The organism is Acinetobacter sp. CAU_H_78, assembly GCF_058599365.1.
The window spans coordinates 484575-503403 of sequence record NZ_CM178652.1 but is presented as its reverse complement, the minus strand read 5'-3'; the positions used below and the strand labels follow the sequence as shown (position 1 = coordinate 503403).

12 protein-coding genes, 2 tRNA genes, 3 rRNA genes and 1 pseudogene are annotated in these 18829 nt (G+C 43.1%); 5 read left to right on the top strand and 13 right to left on the bottom strand.

Annotated elements, in window-relative coordinates:
* The first annotated feature begins 29 nt into the window (after positions 1-29).
* Positions 30-1937 carry a bifunctional tRNA (5-methylaminomethyl-2-thiouridine)(34)-methyltransferase MnmC2/FAD-dependent 5-carboxymethylaminomethyl-2-thiouridine(34) oxidoreductase MnmC1 gene (gene mnmC, locus AC4MCD_RS02475; RefSeq protein ID WP_491876534.1) on the top strand — a complete coding sequence of 636 codons (1908 nt, stop codon included), beginning with the start codon at positions 30-32 and terminating at the stop codon, positions 1935-1937.
* 150 nt (positions 1938-2087) lie between these two features.
* Here mnmC and AC4MCD_RS02470 read toward each other — a convergent pair whose 3' ends face one another.
* Entirely contained in the window at positions 2088-2402 is a 315-nt protein-coding gene (locus AC4MCD_RS02470) for a rhodanese-like domain-containing protein (protein WP_179993326.1), read from the bottom strand.
* Positions 2403-2493: 91 nt separating this feature from the next.
* Between AC4MCD_RS02470 and AC4MCD_RS02465 the strand changes: the two genes are divergently transcribed.
* Positions 2494-2982, top strand: coding sequence for a YajQ family cyclic di-GMP-binding protein (locus AC4MCD_RS02465; protein WP_004783667.1), 489 nt, complete (start codon positions 2494-2496; stop codon positions 2980-2982).
* A 27-nt stretch (positions 2983-3009) separates the two neighbouring features.
* Positions 3010-3513 carry a DUF4442 domain-containing protein gene (locus AC4MCD_RS02460; protein WP_491876533.1) on the top strand — a complete coding sequence of 168 codons (504 nt, stop codon included), beginning with the start codon at positions 3010-3012 and terminating at the stop codon, positions 3511-3513.
* Between the two features lie 58 nt (positions 3514-3571).
* On the opposite strand, the gene AC4MCD_RS02455 is transcribed toward AC4MCD_RS02460, so the two are convergent.
* The 3 genes from AC4MCD_RS02455 to AC4MCD_RS02445 form a co-directional block, all read right to left on the bottom strand.
* Positions 3572-3943, bottom strand: coding sequence for an acyl-CoA thioesterase (locus AC4MCD_RS02455; RefSeq protein ID WP_171523022.1), 372 nt, complete (start codon positions 3941-3943; stop codon positions 3572-3574).
* A gap of 75 nt (positions 3944-4018) precedes the next feature.
* Complete coding sequence (gene trxC, locus AC4MCD_RS02450) at positions 4019-4453, bottom strand: thioredoxin TrxC (protein WP_491876532.1); 435 nt, start codon at positions 4451-4453, stop codon at positions 4019-4021.
* Complete coding sequence (locus AC4MCD_RS02445; protein ID WP_491876531.1) at positions 4454-5350, bottom strand: alpha/beta hydrolase; 897 nt, start codon at positions 5348-5350, stop codon at positions 4454-4456.
* Positions 5351-5475: 125 nt separating this feature from the next.
* Here AC4MCD_RS02445 and AC4MCD_RS02440 point away from each other — a divergent pair, with 125 nt between their 5' ends.
* Positions 5476-5811, top strand: coding sequence for a protein tyrosine phosphatase family protein (locus AC4MCD_RS02440; protein WP_491876530.1), 336 nt, complete (start codon positions 5476-5478; stop codon positions 5809-5811).
* Between the two features lie 415 nt (positions 5812-6226).
* Here the strand turns inward: AC4MCD_RS02440 and AC4MCD_RS02435 are convergent, their stop codons facing one another.
* Positions 6227-7762: a hypothetical protein gene (locus AC4MCD_RS02435; protein WP_491876529.1), complete on the bottom strand. Its 1536-nt coding sequence runs from the start codon at positions 7760-7762 to the stop codon at positions 6227-6229.
* 151 nt (positions 7763-7913) lie between these two features.
* Here AC4MCD_RS02435 and AC4MCD_RS02430 point away from each other — a divergent pair, with 151 nt between their 5' ends.
* Positions 7914-9296, top strand: coding sequence for a dihydrolipoyl dehydrogenase (locus AC4MCD_RS02430; protein ID WP_491876528.1), 1383 nt, complete (start codon positions 7914-7916; stop codon positions 9294-9296).
* Here AC4MCD_RS02430 and AC4MCD_RS02425 read toward each other — a convergent pair.
* The 8 genes and pseudogenes from AC4MCD_RS02425 to pssA form a co-directional block, all read right to left on the bottom strand.
* Positions 9280-10875 (bottom strand): annotated as a pseudogene (locus tag AC4MCD_RS02425) (Na/Pi cotransporter family protein). The gene AC4MCD_RS02430 and the pseudogene AC4MCD_RS02425 sit on opposite strands and share 17 nt — an antisense overlap.
* A 162-nt stretch (positions 10876-11037) precedes the next feature.
* Positions 11038-11152 (bottom strand): 5S ribosomal RNA (rrf, locus tag AC4MCD_RS02420).
* A 202-nt stretch (positions 11153-11354) separates the two neighbouring features.
* Positions 11355-14246: ribosomal RNA gene (locus tag AC4MCD_RS02415) — 23S ribosomal RNA — on the bottom strand.
* 399 nt (positions 14247-14645) lie between these two features.
* Positions 14646-14721: transfer RNA gene (locus AC4MCD_RS02410), tRNA-Ala, on the bottom strand.
* A gap of 66 nt (positions 14722-14787) precedes the next feature.
* Positions 14788-14864 (bottom strand) — tRNA-Ile (locus tag AC4MCD_RS02405).
* A 61-nt stretch (positions 14865-14925) separates the two neighbouring features.
* A 16S ribosomal RNA gene (locus AC4MCD_RS02400) occupies positions 14926-16463 on the bottom strand.
* The 16S, 23S and 5S rRNA genes sit together here with 2 tRNA genes alongside, the layout of an rRNA operon.
* A gap of 436 nt (positions 16464-16899) precedes the next feature.
* Positions 16900-17979: a DUF6670 family protein gene (locus tag AC4MCD_RS02395; RefSeq protein WP_491876527.1), complete on the bottom strand. Its 1080-nt coding sequence runs from the start codon at positions 17977-17979 to the stop codon at positions 16900-16902.
* Between the two features lie 24 nt (positions 17980-18003).
* A complete protein-coding gene (pssA, locus tag AC4MCD_RS02390; RefSeq protein ID WP_491876526.1) occupies positions 18004-18825 on the bottom strand; it encodes a CDP-diacylglycerol--serine O-phosphatidyltransferase in 822 nt (273 codons plus the stop codon).
* Positions 18826-18829 lie beyond the last annotated feature (4 nt).

Below are 18829 nucleotides of genomic sequence, written 5' to 3'. Positions count from 1 at the left end.
TTCCAAATATCTTTAAGGTTGTACCCGTTTTGTCGCATGCAATTCAAACTGCCAATCTGGATTGGCAATTGGTGGATGGCATTGATGTGCCTGTGTCCAAGCAATTTGGTGATGTGTATTTTTCCAAAGACAATGGATTGCTGGAAACCCGGCATGTCTTTTTAAATGGTAATGACCTTAGTACCCGCCTGGCTGATTTAAAACCTTTTGCTTATTTCTGTGTCGGCGAAACGGGTTTTGGTACGGGTTTAAATATTCTGGCTTTATGGCAGCTCTGGCAACAGGTTCGTCCGGATAATCAAAGTCATCTACATGCGATTTCAGTAGAAAAATTTCCGCTTTCTAAAGCAGATTTAGTTCGCGCCTTAAATGCCTGGCCAGAATTGAAACCACTCGCAGATCAACTCATCTCCCAATATCCAATGCCGATTGCCGGTTGTCATCGTCTCAGCTTTCCTGAAGAGCGTTTCAGTCTGGACCTGTGGCTGGGAGATGCACATGATGTCTTTCCTGTCATTGAAAAAACTGCACCAGTTAATGCCTGGTTTCTGGATGGCTTCGCACCTTCATGTAATCCGGATATGTGGGAAGAAAATGTTCTAAATAATATCGTGCGTTTATCCGAGATTGGGACGACTTTTGCTTCTTTTAGCGTTGCAGGTGTCTTAAAACGTGGTTTAAAACAGCACGGCATCTCTATTTCCCGTCCACGTGGATTTGGCCATAAACGTGAAATGCTGAAAGCGATCTGGAATTCTGTTGAAGAAAATAAAGACAGTGAAACGGCTTTAGAACAAGAAATTACTCAAAAAAAAACTAAATCAGACCTAGAGAGTCCTACCAGACCTCGTCAAATCGCTGTGATTGGCGCTGGAATCGCAGGTTTAAGTGCAGCATGGGCATTCGCTCAGCGTGGTCATCAAGTCACGATTTACGACCAGTCAGCGCCTCTTTCAGGTGGTTCCGGCAATCCCCTTGCCCTGCTCAATCCTAAACTGTGTCCAGTTGAGCAAAGTGCTGAACATCTGATGACGGTGGCTTGGCAGCATGCCTTAAATCATTATCAGAAATTTAAAGCTTTTCGCTCAATTCAGGTCAATCAGCTTGCCTTAAAAAATCCTGAACAGCTTTTAGGATTGGCAGATGAATATCCCGCAGAAATTCTTGCTGCTCAAAGTGCCGCAGACCAAGAGATTCAAACTGAATTTCCAGCGTTAAAACTATTAGCAGCGGGCGCAGTTTCACCTCATCAACTGCGTGATGAAATTTTGCAGCATCCTCTTATTCAATATGTACAGGCTAAAATTAACCGTATTGAAACTACTACTCAACCTGAGTTATTTGCAGAGCAGCAATTCTTAGGCAAGTTTGATCACATCGTTGTATGTACTGCACGTGATACCCAGCAATTCTTTGAAAATTATCCAGTCTTGAAACCGATTCGCGGACAGGTCAGCTGGGTCAATAATCAAGATCAGCCTTTAAATCAGGATACAGCCTATAGTTACGGCGGTTACTGTATGCAGCTCAATCCCGAACAACTGATTTTGGGTGCTTCATTCTATCCAGGCCGGGATGATGCAGAAGTCTTAGTAGAAGATCATGTGCATAATTATGAACTTATCCACAGTGTCTTTCCTGAATATGCACAATTATTACCATCTACCGAAACTTGGCAAGGTCGAGCAGCGGTACGCGCACAGAGTCAGGATTATTTTCCCTTGCTCGGTAAGATGAATGTGGATCAAGAAGTTTACAGTTTTGCGGGTCTCGGCTCTAAAGGTTTTCTGTTCGCACCACTGTGTAGTGAAATTCTGGCAGCCCAGATTTTAGGGGAAGCCTGCCCCGCACCTTCAAACTTGATAAAAAAACTCGACGTGACACGTTTTCAAAAGAAGGTAAAAGCCAAGAAGCCTTATTTTAAGCCTCAAGATTAAAGAGCTCCTCCCTTTAATAAAGGGTGAGGAACACTGTTCCGCAAGGGAGAGATTTTTAGAAAGAGTTTAACCCCCTCTTTAAAAAAAGGGGCTTTGAAGAAATCTAGACAACAAAAAAGCGCCTGACGGCGCTTTTTTTCACAAGGTCAATTATGCACCTTGTTCCAGTGGCATACCTGCATCACGAGCAGCACGAGTACCACCCATCAGAATGACATATTCACGTGTGCTGTCAAAACCCTCTAACTTTTCAGCTGCACGTGGAGCTTTACTCCCACCACCACATAAAATGTAAATCGGTTGATCCGCTGACACCTGAGTCAGGCTATCTGCTGAAAGATCGTTAATGGGCTGATTGACCGCCCCTTTCACGTGTGCTTCAGCATAAGCACTTGCATCTCGTACATCCCAGATTACAGCATTTTCTGGGAACTCAAATGTTGTAATTTCTTGTTTACGGATCATTGCGCACTCCTTTGATGTAAACAACACTTGGCAAATGAAGAAAACATCCCTAGCATCTCAGATATTCTTTCCCTTTGTAAAGGTCTAAACTATGCCTTCTTTCGATATTGTTTCTGAATTAGAAATTTTTGAAGTAAATCATGCAGTTCAAAATACCCAAAAAGAGATTGCAACCCGCTTCGATTTCCGTGGACAGGATGTTTCTATTGAACTGAATGAAAAAAACAAGGAAATCAAAATTAGCACAGAAAGTGATTTCCAATGTGAGCAAGTGTATACCATGCTGGAAAACCATTTCTTCAAGCGTAAAGTGGATATTCAGGCACTAGATCCACAAAAAATGACCGCTTCAGGCAAAAATGTAGTTCAAGTGATCAAGCTTAAAGATGGCCTTGACTCAGATACGGCGAAAAAAATTAATAAGGCCATTAAAGAAAGCGGCATTAAAGTGCAATCTTCAATTCAGGGTGACAAGATTCGTGTGACTGATAAAAAACGCGATACCTTGCAACAAGTCATGGCATTCCTGAAAGAACAACAATTCGGTTTGCCTTTACAGTTCAACAACTTTAAAGACTAAGATATCTCAACGTCTGTAGATGGAATTATGGCAAAGAGCAACCGACTGACCAAACTGGTCAAAGCGACATCAAGATTACCGCAAGGTATACGTACTGCTTTATTGAGTAAGACCTTTGGCCGAGTGGTTCCGATGGTCGGTTCTGCCAAGATTCGCTATCAGGAAGTCAGTGCATCCAAAGTTGTGGTGAGTATGGCCAATCATAAGGCCATGCAGAACCATATCGGTCAGATTCATGCCTGTGCGATGGCACTGCTGGCAGAAACAGCAACCGGCTTTGTGACTGCGATGAATGTACCTGATAGCGCAGTGGTTCTAATTAAAAGCCTAAAAGTGGACTTTAAGCGTCCAACCAAAGGTGCCATGACTGCGGTGGCTACGTTGACTCCTGAACAGCAGCAATTGATGCAAAGTTCAGAAAAAGGTGAAACACTGGTACAAGTAATCGTAAGCGATGAATCTGGTGAAGCACCAATTCAATGCGAGATGCTCTGGGCTTGGATTGCCAAGAATCAGTTGAAGCCAAGCTAATTTCAATACAGACAAAAAAAATCCCAGATCATTGATCTGGGATTTTTTATTTAAAGAATTATGAGTTCTGCTGAGATTCTGCAAATTTCTGTTTTGCTTCATCCGGAATTGGACGTTTATTGCCTTTGACATCCACTGCGACAAAGGTAAATACCCCTTCAGTCACGCGTACAGGTGCACGTGAGTTATCATGACTGTCCCATACTTCGATTTGCATCTGGATTGAAGTATTACCGACTTTTAGAATTTTGGTATAGCAGCTAATGACATCACCGACTTTCACAGGAACCAGGAAGGTCATCTGGTTAATTGAAATCGTTGCACAGCGTCCTTTACTAAAGCGCTCTGCATGAATTGCTCCCGCCAAGTCCATTTGTGAAACAATCCAGCCACCAAATACATCTCCACTCCAGTTGGTATCCGCAGGCATTGCAATCGTCTGCAGGGAAAGTACTCCCTCTGGTTTAATATGAGAATCTGTCACTTGAACTCCAGGCTTTTAAAATTAGGATTGAGCATTATTTAACTGCTGATCAAGCCACTTTTGTAGTTCGCTTGAACGTAATGCACCGCTTATTCTAGCAATTTCATTGGTTTTATTCATCAAAACCAGCGTCGGAATACTACGTACATTAAATGCTGAGCTTAATCGCGGATTGGCTTCGGTATCAATTTTAGCAAATACCACTTGTGGATTTTCTTTTGCTACAGCAGCAAAATGCGGTGCCATCATTTTACATGGACCACACCAGTCTGCCCATAGATCAATCAGGATGGGAAGATCACTATGGGTGACAAACTGACTAAAGTTCTGTTCATTTAGCTCAATCGGCGCCAATGGAACTAAAGCTTGATGACAATGACCACATGCTGGATCGGCCGTTAATTTTTCTTCAGGCACACGATTTTTAGCCTGGCAATTCGGGCATACAATGATCATCTAGCGCACTCCAATATGTTGATGTAAGAATTCTAATTGGGTCGAGACTGCTTTTTCAAACCATTCACCATGATAAATATCAAAATGCCGCATATTCCACTCATGATATTGTACAAATGGTGCAATATTGGTTGCGGTTTCCCGACTGGCTTCAATGGGAATCAGGCTGTCTTGTTGTGCTGCGATAAACAGGACAGGAATAGTGATTTTGCGGACTTCCTGAATAGGACGATATCGCATCAATTTAAAGAATACCCGGGCTGGGATATGACCACTCCAGTAATAATCTGGATTCACAATGGATAGATATCCTTCATAACTGTCTTGTGTCGGCATAAAACAGAGTTCATGACGATCAACCACCGGCAAGGTCTTGGGCGCCATTCCTACCTTTGCTCCCATATAATCCTGACTGGAAATCTTCAGGGCTTTAGGCAATTGCTGCAAAGGATAAAGTTTGGCACTTTCTGTACCATCAACAAAGGGTACCTGTACCATTACCGCCTGAATATTTTTTAGTTCTGCGGCCAATGTCAGTACATGCCCGCCACTCAATGCTGTTCCCCATAACACAATCCGTTTAGCATCAATGGATTTACGTGCCTGCAAATGCTGAATCATTGTACGCCAGTCTTCAAGCTGAGCACTGATTGAAACCAATTCACGCGGACGCCCGGTACTGCCTCCCCAATAGCGATAATCAAACAGAACCACCGCATAACCTGCACTGGCAAAACGTTGGGCATATTGTACCAGTTTAAAATGACGTAAAGCAGCCAGGCCATGAGCCATCAGGATCACAGCTGGTTTGTCAATCTGTTGAGGACGATAGAAATCCGCAGCAATCACTTCCTGACCGCTTTTGACATACAGTGGTTCGACTGTATAGGCGTACATACGCGCTCCATTGCGTTATTTTATAGTTGTAATCGTTTATAAATTTTTCAGAACTAGGCCATCATGTTTTCAGCTTAATGCTATCATAAAGCATATCAAGATAAATAACATAATGGAGTGACATCATGAGCGAAAATGTAGGCTTTGCTGGCCAAATTGGTCCTGAACATATCTCTCAAGTAGTTGAAAAAGGTTTTAAATCAATTATCAATAACCGTCCAGATATGGAAGGTGGCCCTGAACAACCGACCAGCGCACAAATTGAAGATGCAGCGCGTAATGCAGGGTTAGATTATGTCTATCAACCGGTGGTGGCTGGGCAAATTACCGAGTTGGATGTCCGTACCTTTGCCAATCACTTTAATGAATTACCAAAACCGGTTCTGATGTTCTGCCGTACCGGTAACCGTTCAAATAACCTGTATCAACTGGCAAAACAAATGGATTTGTTGGATGACTAAATCTTTTAGGCCATCTGTGATTTTGCAGGTGGCCTAGGCTTTTAATAATAAAACATTAATCTTCCACTGATACCAATACTATAATTAACAAATAATTATGAGTAATCCTTTATCTCTAGCATTCAGATTACACAATAAAACATTGAATAATTATTCAAATACTATAATGATTTACCTAAATCTATTTGCATCACATGCTGCAGTGGCATACGAGCTGCTACCTTAAATCAAAAGGTAAAGAAACAAGGGTTAATTCATGAATAAAGTTTTACTGGTGATCTGTTTAAGCTTAGGTTTCGTTGGTTGTAGTTCCATGAATGTGAAGCCGACTGTGGGTGTAAGTATGGGAACTTCAATTTAATTTTTTTTAAATTTCAGCTCCCATAAAAAACAGCGCCAAAGCGCTGTTTTTTATTTATTGAGCATTAAAGCAGTCATCAGATGTACCAAAAGGACTAATCATATTTGGCCCTGTAGGTTCTGTATCTACAATAACTTTGTAATCATCTTCAAGTACCGGCAACTGTAAATCATAAGTAATGCCAAATGGAACAGACTGGTTTTCTAAACGTGCACTTAAACTTAAATTTAGCCATTTGGAGTAAGACTTATCGTAAACAAGATCGATAATAGCCTTACCTTTATCGTCTGTTTTAACTTTTACAAATGATAATTGAGAATTAGTAAATCCATCTTTATTTAAATACACAACATTATTAATGTCTGTATTATTTAATTTTAGTTTTTCTGAAACTAAAGTGGAGTAGGTAATAGGTTTACTATTCCAATCAAAACCATTTTCATTCTTAACAGGTGAATTATTAAATGTACAAATTACAGAACTCAATGGATAAAATCCAATATTATTAGAAAAATAATATTTGCCTTTACTGTATTGAATAGCACGAGATGAAACGGTTACATCTTGGTTTGCATACTCCGAACCAAATGAAAACTCAACCTTTTGAATATAATTTCCATTATTTGCTTTTAATTCACCCAGTGCTACGCTAGATTTAATACCACCATACAAGCTTTCATCAATGTACTTTACTAAATCAACTACTTTTGTTTTTTCACTAGTTACAACACCATTTTCTACTACCTGCACCTTAAGTTTTAGACCTTGAGCAAGCATATTTGCTATCTGTTGATCACTTAAATTAGCTGAGTTAGACGCAATTGTAAAAGCAACATATCCTTCATCATTGGTCGAGGCAACTGTATTGCTTGTTATAGATATATTACTAATATTCTCAATCGAAATTTGAACAGGCTTGTTATTAATAGGATCAGTACCATTAATTGCTTTAAGCCTAATTTGGACAGTTATCTGATCATTAGTAACTGCTAGAGCTTGTTTATCCGTTAAAATATTCCATTCATATTTATTTGGAATCACAACTTCTGGGATTGATTTAGGATCGTAACTCGATATTAACAGTGGTTCAGATGCTAAAATTTTATTCTTTTCATCAATGAGTGAGACTTTTATATTTACACCTTTAAGGATTTCAGCAACTGTAGCTTCATCCAATCCAGAGTCAACTTTTATATTAAATCTAGCAATACCTTGACCATCTGTGCTCACACCAAGGATGTCTTCACCTTCATCCTCCTTTGAAGAAATATATTCTATTGCTGCTTTATTTTTTAAAACATCAGTAGATTCAACTTTTAAAGTGACGTTCGGTAAAATAGCACCATTATTCATAACACGAACCGATACAGTGTATGTATCCCCTCGTGCATTCAACTTTTCAACCAATGGTAAATACTGTATCTGCACATTTGTCAGTTTATTTTCCTCTAGCTGATCAGTTGCCCCTCCAGTTGAAGGTTGTTCTATACCTTTATTAAAATAGCCCTCACTTCCCCCACCACCACAGCCTGCTAAAAGCAAAGCTAATGCAAGAGCAGACAACTTAGTACCTAATTGTGTATTAATCATGTAAAACCCCAAACCCCTCATTTATAAGAGTGTGTTATCAATAATTTTTTGTAGATTATGTAATCATAGATAAAATTTTATATAAATAAAAGCGAGACTCATCTTTTATATGCTAACTTTTAATGAAAAATAATTTGAATAAAGGCTGAGTATGTACGACATTATCATCATCGGCTCAGGTACAGCAGGCATCACAGCCTATAAAGAAGTAATCAAACACACAGACAATATCCTGATCATTAATGAAGGTTCTTGGGGAACAACCTGTGCGCGGGTGGGTTGTATGCCGAGTAAAGTCCTGATTGCCTCGGCTAATCGCATGCATCTGGTTAATCATGCTCAGGATCTTGCTTTGGATGTTAAAGCTGAAATTGATACTTCTCAGGTGATGTCACGAGTTCGGGAATTACGAGACTTTTTTACTCAAGCAACACTGAACGATGTTGAGCAGTGGAACCCAAAGCATAAAATTTCAGGTCAAGCAAAATTTATCGATGCTCAAACTATAGAAGTTAACGGGCAACATTATCAGGCCAAAAGCTTTATTCTGGCTGTCGGCTCACGCCCAAATATAGATAAACAACAAAAAGAACCACTAAGTGATCGACTGATTACCTCGAATGAAATATTTGAATTACCTACCCTGCCAAAATCCTTAGCTGTGATCGGCAGCGGTATTATTGCCATCGAACTGGCCCAAGCCATGCAACGTTTAGGGGTACAGACTACAGTGTTTGCCCGTAGCCAAAAAGTTGGCTCACTGACTAGTCCTGCATTACAGGAACTAGCTCAACAACAACTGAGCTCAGAACTTGATATCAAATTTAAAACGCTCCCTGATAAGATGATCAGACAGGGGGATAAAGTTCAGGTTAAATTTAAACAAAATAATCAAACAGAAACTCTAGAAGTAGATTATGTCTTATCTGCTACGGGTCGCAGCAGCAATCTGGATCAGCTTGGACTAGAAAATATTGATGTAGCTTTCAGCGATATTAAAAATCTGCCAATAGATGCGTCAACCAAACAATTAGGCAATTATCCAATCTTTATTGCGGGAGATGCAGGATACGATCATCCGATACAGCATATTGCGGCTCACACTGGAAAAAATCTGGTTAAAAATTGTCTGAAATTTCCAGAGATCAAACCGATACCAAAACTTACTCCATTAGCCATTGTATTTAGCCAACCGGAAATGGCAACAATTGGTAAAACATATAAGCAATTAAAAGAAAATAGGATTGAGTTTGTGACCGGTTCTGCCTCTTATGAAAGACAAGGTCGTGCCCGAGTTGAAGCTACTAATATCGGTGCTATTGAACTCTATATAGAAAAGACAACGCGCAAACTGGTGGGGGCTGAACTTTTCTGTGCTCAGGCTGAACATTTAGCACATCTACTAGCCTGGATTATTAGTGAAGAGCTGACAGTGGATCAGATTTTGGAAAAACCATTCTATCACCCTACCCTTGAAGAAGGTTTACGTACAGCACTTAAACATGCACGTCGTCAGCTTAATACTTCTGTTTAAATTCCTTTTCACAAAGCACATTTACAAAGCGCTGGCTATGCACAATCAGACGTTCCAGCCAGCGGTGAGCTGCAAGTAACTCTACAATTCTGGCAGCATTTAAATGATGACTTGCAGCATACTCATTGATCTTTTCACGCAGCTCAACATGATGTTGCTTGACCCATTGTTCCAGTAAAATCAGTTCATTCTGCAAAGCCTTAATTTTTTCATGATCTGCCAAATCTGAGGCTTCTTCCCAATAATTACCTACAACTTCCATGAAGTCTAACGCAACCTGATACAGTGCGGGCTGAGTCCTTAAATCCAGACTATAAGATAACTGTTCCAGATCGCTACGCAGTACTTTCAGATAAACAACCATGCGTAGCAATATTAGTAAGTTAGCCTGATCTTCTGAATGATCAGCCACTACAATTTTTTCTAGATATTCTTGCAGCGTACGGATCAATTCATCCTGTTGTTTCAACTGATTGGCTGCAACAAGTTGCCCATTATTAAATGCAGCCTTAAACCAAACATATTGCTGCCACATCAACTGAAAAATAACCTGTTCAGCTTGAGCAATCGCGATCGCTGGCACAGCCAGACTAGATTCATCCAAAGATTGAATCAGGCGATCGTCATCAGAAAGAATCAATCGAATCAGCAGTTGTTTAAATTGTTCAATAAAAGGCATCGTTAGCATAGCGCAAAACAAGCTAAAAGCGGTATGAAAAGCTGCAATAATCAGTACCTCATCCCAAGAGGACAGTAATCTGCCTTGCTGATGTAGCCATAGGAATAATGGGCACAAAATAAAAAAAGCAAAAATGGCACTAATCAGATTGAAACCCACATGCACAGCAGCCGTTCGCAGGGCATTGCTATTGGCACCAATCGCAGCCAACACTGCCGTAGCCACCGTACCCACATTTTCACCAATCACCAGCAAAAGCGCCTGCTCTAACTGGATAATTTGACTGGCTAATGCAGTGATCGTTGCAGTCAATGCAGCACTGGATGACTGTAAGATAACGGTTAAAACAAAACCAATCAGTACCAGCAAAAATTTTGAAAAGAATGTATCCGTTTTAAAAGCAGAAAGATCAATCTGATCAGATAAGCCGGACATTGCTAGTTGCAGTAATTCAATGCCGTAAAAAAGTACTCCAAAACCAGCAAGTGTTAACCCAATGAGAGCAACACGTCCCTGCGTTAAAATTTTTAGTAATGCCCCCAAGGCCACCATGGGCAAAGCAAACTGGCCAATAGAGAATTTAACCCCTAAAACAGCAACCATCCATCCCGTACTGGTCGTACCGATATTCGCACCGATAATCACACCTACCGACTGAGCAAAAGTCAGTACACCTGCACTCACAAAACCAATCGTAGCGAGCGTTGTTGCAGTAGAAGACTGTACAATCAGGGTAAAAACAATGCCGGAATTCATTGCCTTGATGGGTGAACCTGTAAATCAGCCTAACCACTGTCTCAGTGACTCACCCGCCAGATCCTTGAGGCTATCGGTCATCAAGGTCATGCCGAGCAGAAATAGGCCTATTCCACCACAGAGTTGTATGAATACCTCAAACACACCCACCCTTTTTATAATTCTTAAAGCTGAAATAATTTAAACAAGGTCACTCAAAATACAGACAGCATAACAAATGATTTAGAGTTTATAGGGTGATTAACAGAATTTTTTAGGCGTAAAAAAACACCCCCAACTCTTTAGTTGGGGGTGTCTGGAATAATGAGCTGGCGATGACTTACTCTCACATGGGATACCCCACACTACCATCAGCGCTAAGAGGTTTCACTTCTGAGTTCGGGAAGGGATCAGGTGGTTCACTCTTGCTATGGTCGCCAGCACAACTGGTATGATTACTCGCTATGGTCTTATCTACGTTGCTTGCGCTTCGTTTGCCTAGCTTTCTTCAAATAGAATGCATTAACAGATGTATCTGAGTCGCAGTAGTTTGTTCGATTAGCTTAACTAAATCAAGGTTTCGTCTGATCGTTAGATCAATATGAAATCAATTGATGCTTTATATACAACTGCTTGGGTGTTGTATAGTCAAGCCTCACGAGCAATTAGTATTGGTCAGCTTCATGCATCACTGCACTTCCACATCCAACCTATCAACGTCGTAGTCTTCAACGGCTCTTTAGGAGACATAAAGTCTCGGGGAAATCTTATCTTGAGGTAGGCTTCCCGCTTAGATGCTTTCAGCGGTTATCCCTTCCGAACATAGCTACCCGGCGATGCGACTGGCGTCACAACCGGTACACCAGAGGTTCGTCCACTCTGGTCCTCTCGTACTAGGAGCAGATCCTCTCAAATTTCCAGCGCCCACGGTAGATAGGGACCGAACTGTCTCACGACGTTCTAAACCCAGCTCGCGTACCTCTTTAAATGGCGAACAGCCATACCCTTGGGACCTGCTTCAGCCCCAGGATGAGATGAGCCGACATCGAGGTGCCAAACACCGCCGTCGATATGAACTCTTGGGCGGTATCAGCCTGTTATCCCCAGAGTACCTTTTATCCGTTGAGCGATGGCCCTTCCATACAGAACCACCGGATCACTAAGACCTACTTTCGTACCTGCTCGACTTGTGGGTCTCGCAGTTAAGCGCGCTTTTGCCTTTATACTCTACGCGTGATTTCCGACCACGCTGAGCGCACCTTCGTACTCCTCCGTTACTCTTTAGGAGGAGACCGCCCCAGTCAAACTACCCACCAGACATGGTCCTCGCTCCCGATCAGGGAGCAGAGTTAGAACCTCAATATTACCAGGGTGGTATTTCAAGGACGGCTCCATGGCAACTAGCGTCACCACTTCAAAGCCTCCCACCTATCCTACACAAGTAAGATCAAAGTTCAATGTCAAGCTGCAGTAAAGGTTCACGGGGTCTTTCCGTCTAGCCGCGGGTACACCGCATCTTCACGGCGAATTCGATTTCACTGAGCCTCTGCTGGAGACAGCGCCGCCATCATTATGCCATTCGTGCAGGTCGGAACTTACCCGACAAGGAATTTCGCTACCTTAGGACCGTTATAGTTACGGCCGCCGTTTACTGGGGCTTCGATCAATAGCTTCGCTTGCGCTAACCACATCAATTAACCTTCCAGCACCGGGCAGGCATCACACCCTATACGTCCACTTTCGTGTTTGCAGAGTGCTATGTTTTTAATAAACAGTTGCAGCGGCCTGGTTTCTGAGGCTGTCAACAGCTCAAGGAGCAAGTCCCATCACCATCAACAGCGTACCTTCTCCCGAAGTTACGGTACCATTTTGCCTAGTTCCTTCAGCAGAGTTCTCTCAAGCGCTTTGGTCTACTCGACCTGACCACCTGTGTCGGTTTCGGGTACGATTCCAGTGTAACTGAAGCTTAGAGACTTTTCCTGGAAGTATGGTATCAGCCACTTCACCAGTAAACTGGCTTGCTATCAGATCTCAGCATAGAGCACCCCGGATTTGCCTAAGATGCATGCCTACTTCCTTCCACCTGGACAACCAACGCCAGGCTGACTTAACCTTCTCCGTCCTCTCATCGCATTACACTGAAGTATTGGAATATTAACCAATTTCCCATCGACTACGCCTCTCGGCCTCGCCTTAGGGGTCGACTCACCCAGCCCCGATTAACGTTGGACTGGAACCCTTGGTCTTTCAGCGAACGGGTTTTTCACCCGTTTTGTCGTTACTCACGTCAGCATTCGCACTTCTGATACCTCCAGCATGCTTCTCAACACACCTTCATCGGCTTACAGAACGCTCCCCTACCACTTGCAATAAATTGCAAATCCGCAGCTTCGGTACATAGTTTTAGCCCCGTTACATCTTCCGCGCAGGCCGACTCGACTAGTGAGCTATTACGCTTTCTTTAAAGGGTGGCTGCTTCTAAGCCAACCTCCTAGCTGTCTATGCCTTCCCACATCGTTTCCCACTTAACTATGATTTAGGGACCTTAGCTGGCGGTCTGGATTGTTTTCCTCTTGACTACGGACGTTAGCACCCGCAGTCTGTCTCCCGGATAGTACTCATTGGTATTCGGAGTTTGCATCGGTTTGGTAAGTCGGGATGACCCCCTAGCCGAAACAGTGCTCTACCCCCAATGGTATTCGTCCGAGGCGCTACCTAAATAGCTTTCGGGGAGAACCAGCTATCACCGAGTTTGATTAGCCTTTCACCCCTATCCACAAGTCATCCCCTGGCTTTTCAACGACAGTGGGTTCGGTCCTCCAGTTAGTGTTACCCAACCTTCAACCTGCTCATGGATAGATCACCCGGTTTCGGGTCTATACCCAGCAACTAAACGCCCTATTAAGACTCGATTTCTCTACGGCTCCCCTATTCGGTTAACCTCGCTACTGAATATAAGTCGCTGACCCATTATACAAAAGGTACGCAGTCACCACACAAAGTGGCTCCCACTGCTTGTATGCATGCGGTTTCAGGATCTATTTCACTCCCCTCACAGGGGTTCTTTTCGCCTTTCCCTCACGGTACTGGTTCACTATCGGTCAGTCAGGAGTATTTAGCCTTAGAGGATGGTCCCCCTATATTCAGACAAGGTTTCACGTGCCTCGCCCTACTCGACATCATCATATCAGCCCTTTCGTGTACAGGACTATCACCCACTATGGTTGCACTTCCCAGAGCATTCCACTAAAACTGATATGACTTAATGGGCTGTTCCCCTTTCGCTCGCCGCTACTGAGGGAATCTCAATTGATTTCTTTTCCTACGGATACTGAGATGTTTCACTTCTCCGCGTTCGCCTCATAAACCTATGTATTCAGTTTATGATACCGACCTTATAGCCGGTGGGTTTCCCCATTCAGACATCTCCGGATCACAGGATATTTGCCGCCTCCCCGGAGCTTTTCGCAGGCTATCACGTCTTTCTTCGCCTCTGACTGCCAAGGCATCCACCACATGCACTTAATTACTTGACTATACAACCCCAAACAGTCGTTCATCCCTACAAGTAGGATGAGCAACAGATTGTGATGATTACTCATCACTCTCATACAGTTGGCATCTCGTAGATTTAACTACTGTACAGCTTCAATTAGATTCATATACCAAAACGCTTGATTCAGTTAATTTCGCTAGTTCTCATTCAATCACTTCAACTTCACAACCGAAGTCGTGTCGTTTCCGCTCTTGTATGAGTATGAACAAATTATTTCAACTCAAATATATTCTGTTAATGATTTTTCTCGTCTTCGTCAGATCGAGAAACTGTGATAAATCACAGAGGTTAATAACAATGCCGCGCATTATACGCCGCTTTCTTACTAAGCTCTATAAGCTATCAAACCGTTTGCTTATTACGTATTCGAACGAATACGTGGTGGAGACTAGGAGAGTCGAACTCCTGACCTCCTGCGTGCAAAGCAGGCGCTCTACCAACTAAGCTAAGTCCCCAGCTTATCAATAAGTCAATGTATCGTTCCGTTTCTGTTCGCTCTGCAATTAACGCTTCGTCAGTAGTGGTGGGTCTGACAAGACTTGAACTTGTGACCCCACGCTTATCAAGCGTGTGCTCTAACCAACTGAGCTACAGACCCTCAGATACATCGTCATGAAGAACAACTTGTTGTGGATTCTTACCAATCGTCAATCTTTCGTTAAGGAGGTGATCCAGCCGCAGGTTCCCCTACGGCTACCTTGTTACGACTTCACCCCAGTCATCGGCCACACCGTGGTAAGCGTCCTCCCTAAGGTTAGACTACCTACTTCTGGTGCAACAAACTCCCATGGTGTGACGGGCGGTGTGTACAAGGCCCGGGAACGTATTCACCGCGGCATTCTGATCCGCGATTACTAGCGATTCCGACTTCACGCAGTCGAGTTGCAGACTGCGATCCGGACTACGATCGGCTTTTTGAGATTAGCATCTGCTCGCGCAGTAGCAACCCTTTGTACCGACCATTGTAGCACGTGTGTAGCCCTGGCCGTAAGGGCCATGATGACTTGACGTCGTCCCCGCCTTCCTCCAGTTTGTCACTGGCAGTATCCTTAAAGTTCCCACCCGAAGTGCTGGCAAATAAGGAAAAGGGTTGCGCTCGTTGCGGGACTTAACCCAACATCTCACGACACGAGCTGACGACAGCCATGCAGCACCTGTATCAGAGTTCCCGAAGGCACCAATCCATCTCTGGAAAGTTCTCTGTATGTCAAGGCCAGGTAAGGTTCTTCGCGTTGCATCGAATTAAACCACATGCTCCACCGCTTGTGCGGGCCCCCGTCAATTCATTTGAGTTTTAGTCTTGCGACCGTACTCCCCAGGCGGTCTACTTATCGCGTTAGCTGCGCCACTAAAGCCTCAAGGGCCCCAACGGCTAGTAGACATCGTTTACGGCATGGACTACCAGGGTATCTAATCCTGTTTGCTCCCCATGCTTTCGCACCTCAGTGTCAGTATTAGGCCAGATGGCTGCCTTCGCCATCGGTATTCCTCCAGATCTCTACGCATTTCACCGCTACACCTGGAATTCTACCATCCTCTCCCATACTCTAGCTAACCAGTATCGAATGCAATTCCCAAGTTAAGCTCGGGGATTTCACATTTGACTTAATTAGCCACCTACGCGCGCTTTACGCCCAGTAAATCCGATTAACGCTTGCACCCTCTGTATTACCGCGGCTGCTGGCACAGAGTTAGCCGGTGCTTATTCTGCGAGTAACGTCCACTTATCCCAGGTATTAACCAGGTAAGCCTCCTCCTCGCTTAAAGTGCTTTACAACCAAAAGGCCTTCTTCACACACGCGGCATGGCTGGATCAGGGTTGCCCCCATTGTCCAATATTCCCCACTGCTGCCTCCCGTAGGAGTCTGGGCCGTGTCTCAGTCCCAGTGTGGCGGATCATCCTCTCAGACCCGCTACAGATCGTCGCCTTGGTAGGCCTTTACCCCACCAACTAGCTAATCCGACTTAGGCTCATCTATTAGCGCAAGGTCCGAAGATCCCCTGCTTTCTCCCGTAGGACGTATGCGGTATTAGCGTCCCTTTCGGAACGTTGTCCCCCACTAATAGGCAGATTCCTAAGCATTACTCACCCGTCCGCCGCTAGGAATCAGGTGCAAGCACCCTATCCCCGCTCGACTTGCATGTGTTAAGCCTGCCGCCAGCGTTCAATCTGAGCCATGATCAAACTCTTCAGTTAAAATCATTTCGAACTTTATAAGTAAAGTTCTTAAACTTGGCTCATCAATTTTCTGACAAATATTTCTCAAATAAACTTCGAGTAATTTCTACCATTCAATCAATGAAAATAATTTCGATTAATCAACCAGTAAAAATCCACACAAGTTGTTCTTCATAATCTCTTAATGATCTTCTTACTACTTCGTCAGTAGCAAGCTAGGTCGGCTATATTACTCTCTATCTCTAGAAAGTCAACCAGTAATGAAAATTATTTTTAAACTTCCTTTCTAAAACCTAACTCAACCATTTCATGCTAAGTTACTGTTTTATCAGAAGTTTTAATCTTCATCACCGCCGATGGATGTGCATTATAGACCAATCCCAAGCAAGCGCAACCCCTATTTTTAAGAAAATACTTCAGTTGATTATTATTTCTACAAAAATTCCGATTTTCACTATTTTTTGAGCATTAAAGGTACAGGATTGGCCAATGTACTTAATAATTTCTCTTTTTTATTGTGTTCCTGAAAGCGCAAGGAGCGGCAATCTATATATTCACAGTAGCCCCCATCCCCACGCTCAGTCTCGCCATTAATTCTGACTTCGTAATTAAAGCTTCCAACATAACCCGCAGCCAGACCAAATTTGAAATCTCCCCGGCTTTGTCCCTGCAGCAAGATCTGCATTCCTTTGCCGTCTTCATAGCACCATTCAAACTCACGCGGCAGATACATCTTTTGCCCATTTGGGGTAGTCACACTCGGATAAACCCGATGCACCTTGAAATAGACCTTTTGATCGAACATTTGACTGGTCATATTTTTTAGATCACGTAAATAGATGCGTGACTGCACAATACTGTTCAGACTATCGCGAATTTGTGCCAGCAATAATTGCCGCCCTTCACTCAGGTTAATAATCTGATAGGTCAGAAAGGCTAAAGGTAAATAGGGAAAATTAAAGCTTCGTGCAAATTCAAAACTACCTAAGCTCTCGATAAGGTATTTCTGATCTTTATAATGTAAGGTACCCTGACAATAACAGAGCAAAGACCAATGATCAGCCAGTGCAAAGCGCATTTGGGTGAAGTGTGAAATCAGATTGGTCGTATGGATGCTGAGATCAAAGCTCAGTTCAGAATCAAAACGCTGTAAACGAAAATGCGGAAAGTCGCCCGTCAGTTTTTCACGATCCAGAAACTGAAACAGGCCATACTGAAATTTGCAATCCTTTTTGACTGAATAGCAATTTAATTGTCCCGCCATATGCGGGCTGGTGCTACAGATTACTGTGGCTGTATCCAATGCATTGGTTTGAATGGCACTCGGGTTTGCCAACATAGGAGCATTAGGCTGACCAATAATACTTAGAAAATTAAGATAATGGAGTGGCGCAGGTAGATCAGGAAGTGTCAGGCCCTGATGAATAATTTTATATTTCTGGTTTGGCCCATGATAGGCAAGATTATGCTGGGAAACAGCAGGAGTCTGATTCAGCTGTTTCGAACGATCTAGAAAATCTTGAAGAAACTGCATCTCAAACTCCTTATTTTTATATTGTTATAAGGTACTCTGTCTTTTTGCCATAAAGGTCGTAAGAAAACCAGACAAGGCATAGATGACAGAGATCACGAGAATCCCTACCGGAATATTATAAGTCATCGCTGCAAAGATAAACACCGCGATCGGCAACACGAAAAACGGTACCCGTCTACGCTCTACGGTTTTAAATGAATAGTATTTGATATTAGAAATCATCAATAAGCCAACGATTACAATAATTGCAGCATTAATGATTTGTACAGTAAAATCACGAATATCAAACACAGCCGGGAAGTCCAATCCTACCCAGACCAGTGAAATAATAATGACGGCTGCTAATGGACTCGCAACGCCAATAAAATAGCGTTTATCCACTACGCCAATCTGAACATTAAAGCGTGCCAGGCGGAAAGCTGCACAAGCCGTATAGACAAAACAAGCCGCCAGCCCGATACGGCCTAAATCACTTAATCCCCAGCTATACATCAAAATAGCCGGTGCCACCCCAAATGCCAGCATATCGGATAGTGAGTCAAACTGCTCACCAAACGGACTTTGTGCACCAATAGCGCGCGCCACACGGCCATCCAGACCATCGAATAAGGCCGCCAGGAAAATCGCATAAATGGCTTGCTGGAATTCGCCATTCATACTGGCAATAATCGAGTAAAAGCCTGATAACAACGCAGCGGTTGTAATCAGGTTAGGCCACAAATAGATACCTCGACGCTTAACTCTTTGCCCTTCCTGGGTATGTTCTACCTCTTCCACCTCGAAGGTGATGCCATCAAATGGCAAATCTTTCGAAGATTCGTTTCCCGGCTTATTTGTACTTGTCATTCTT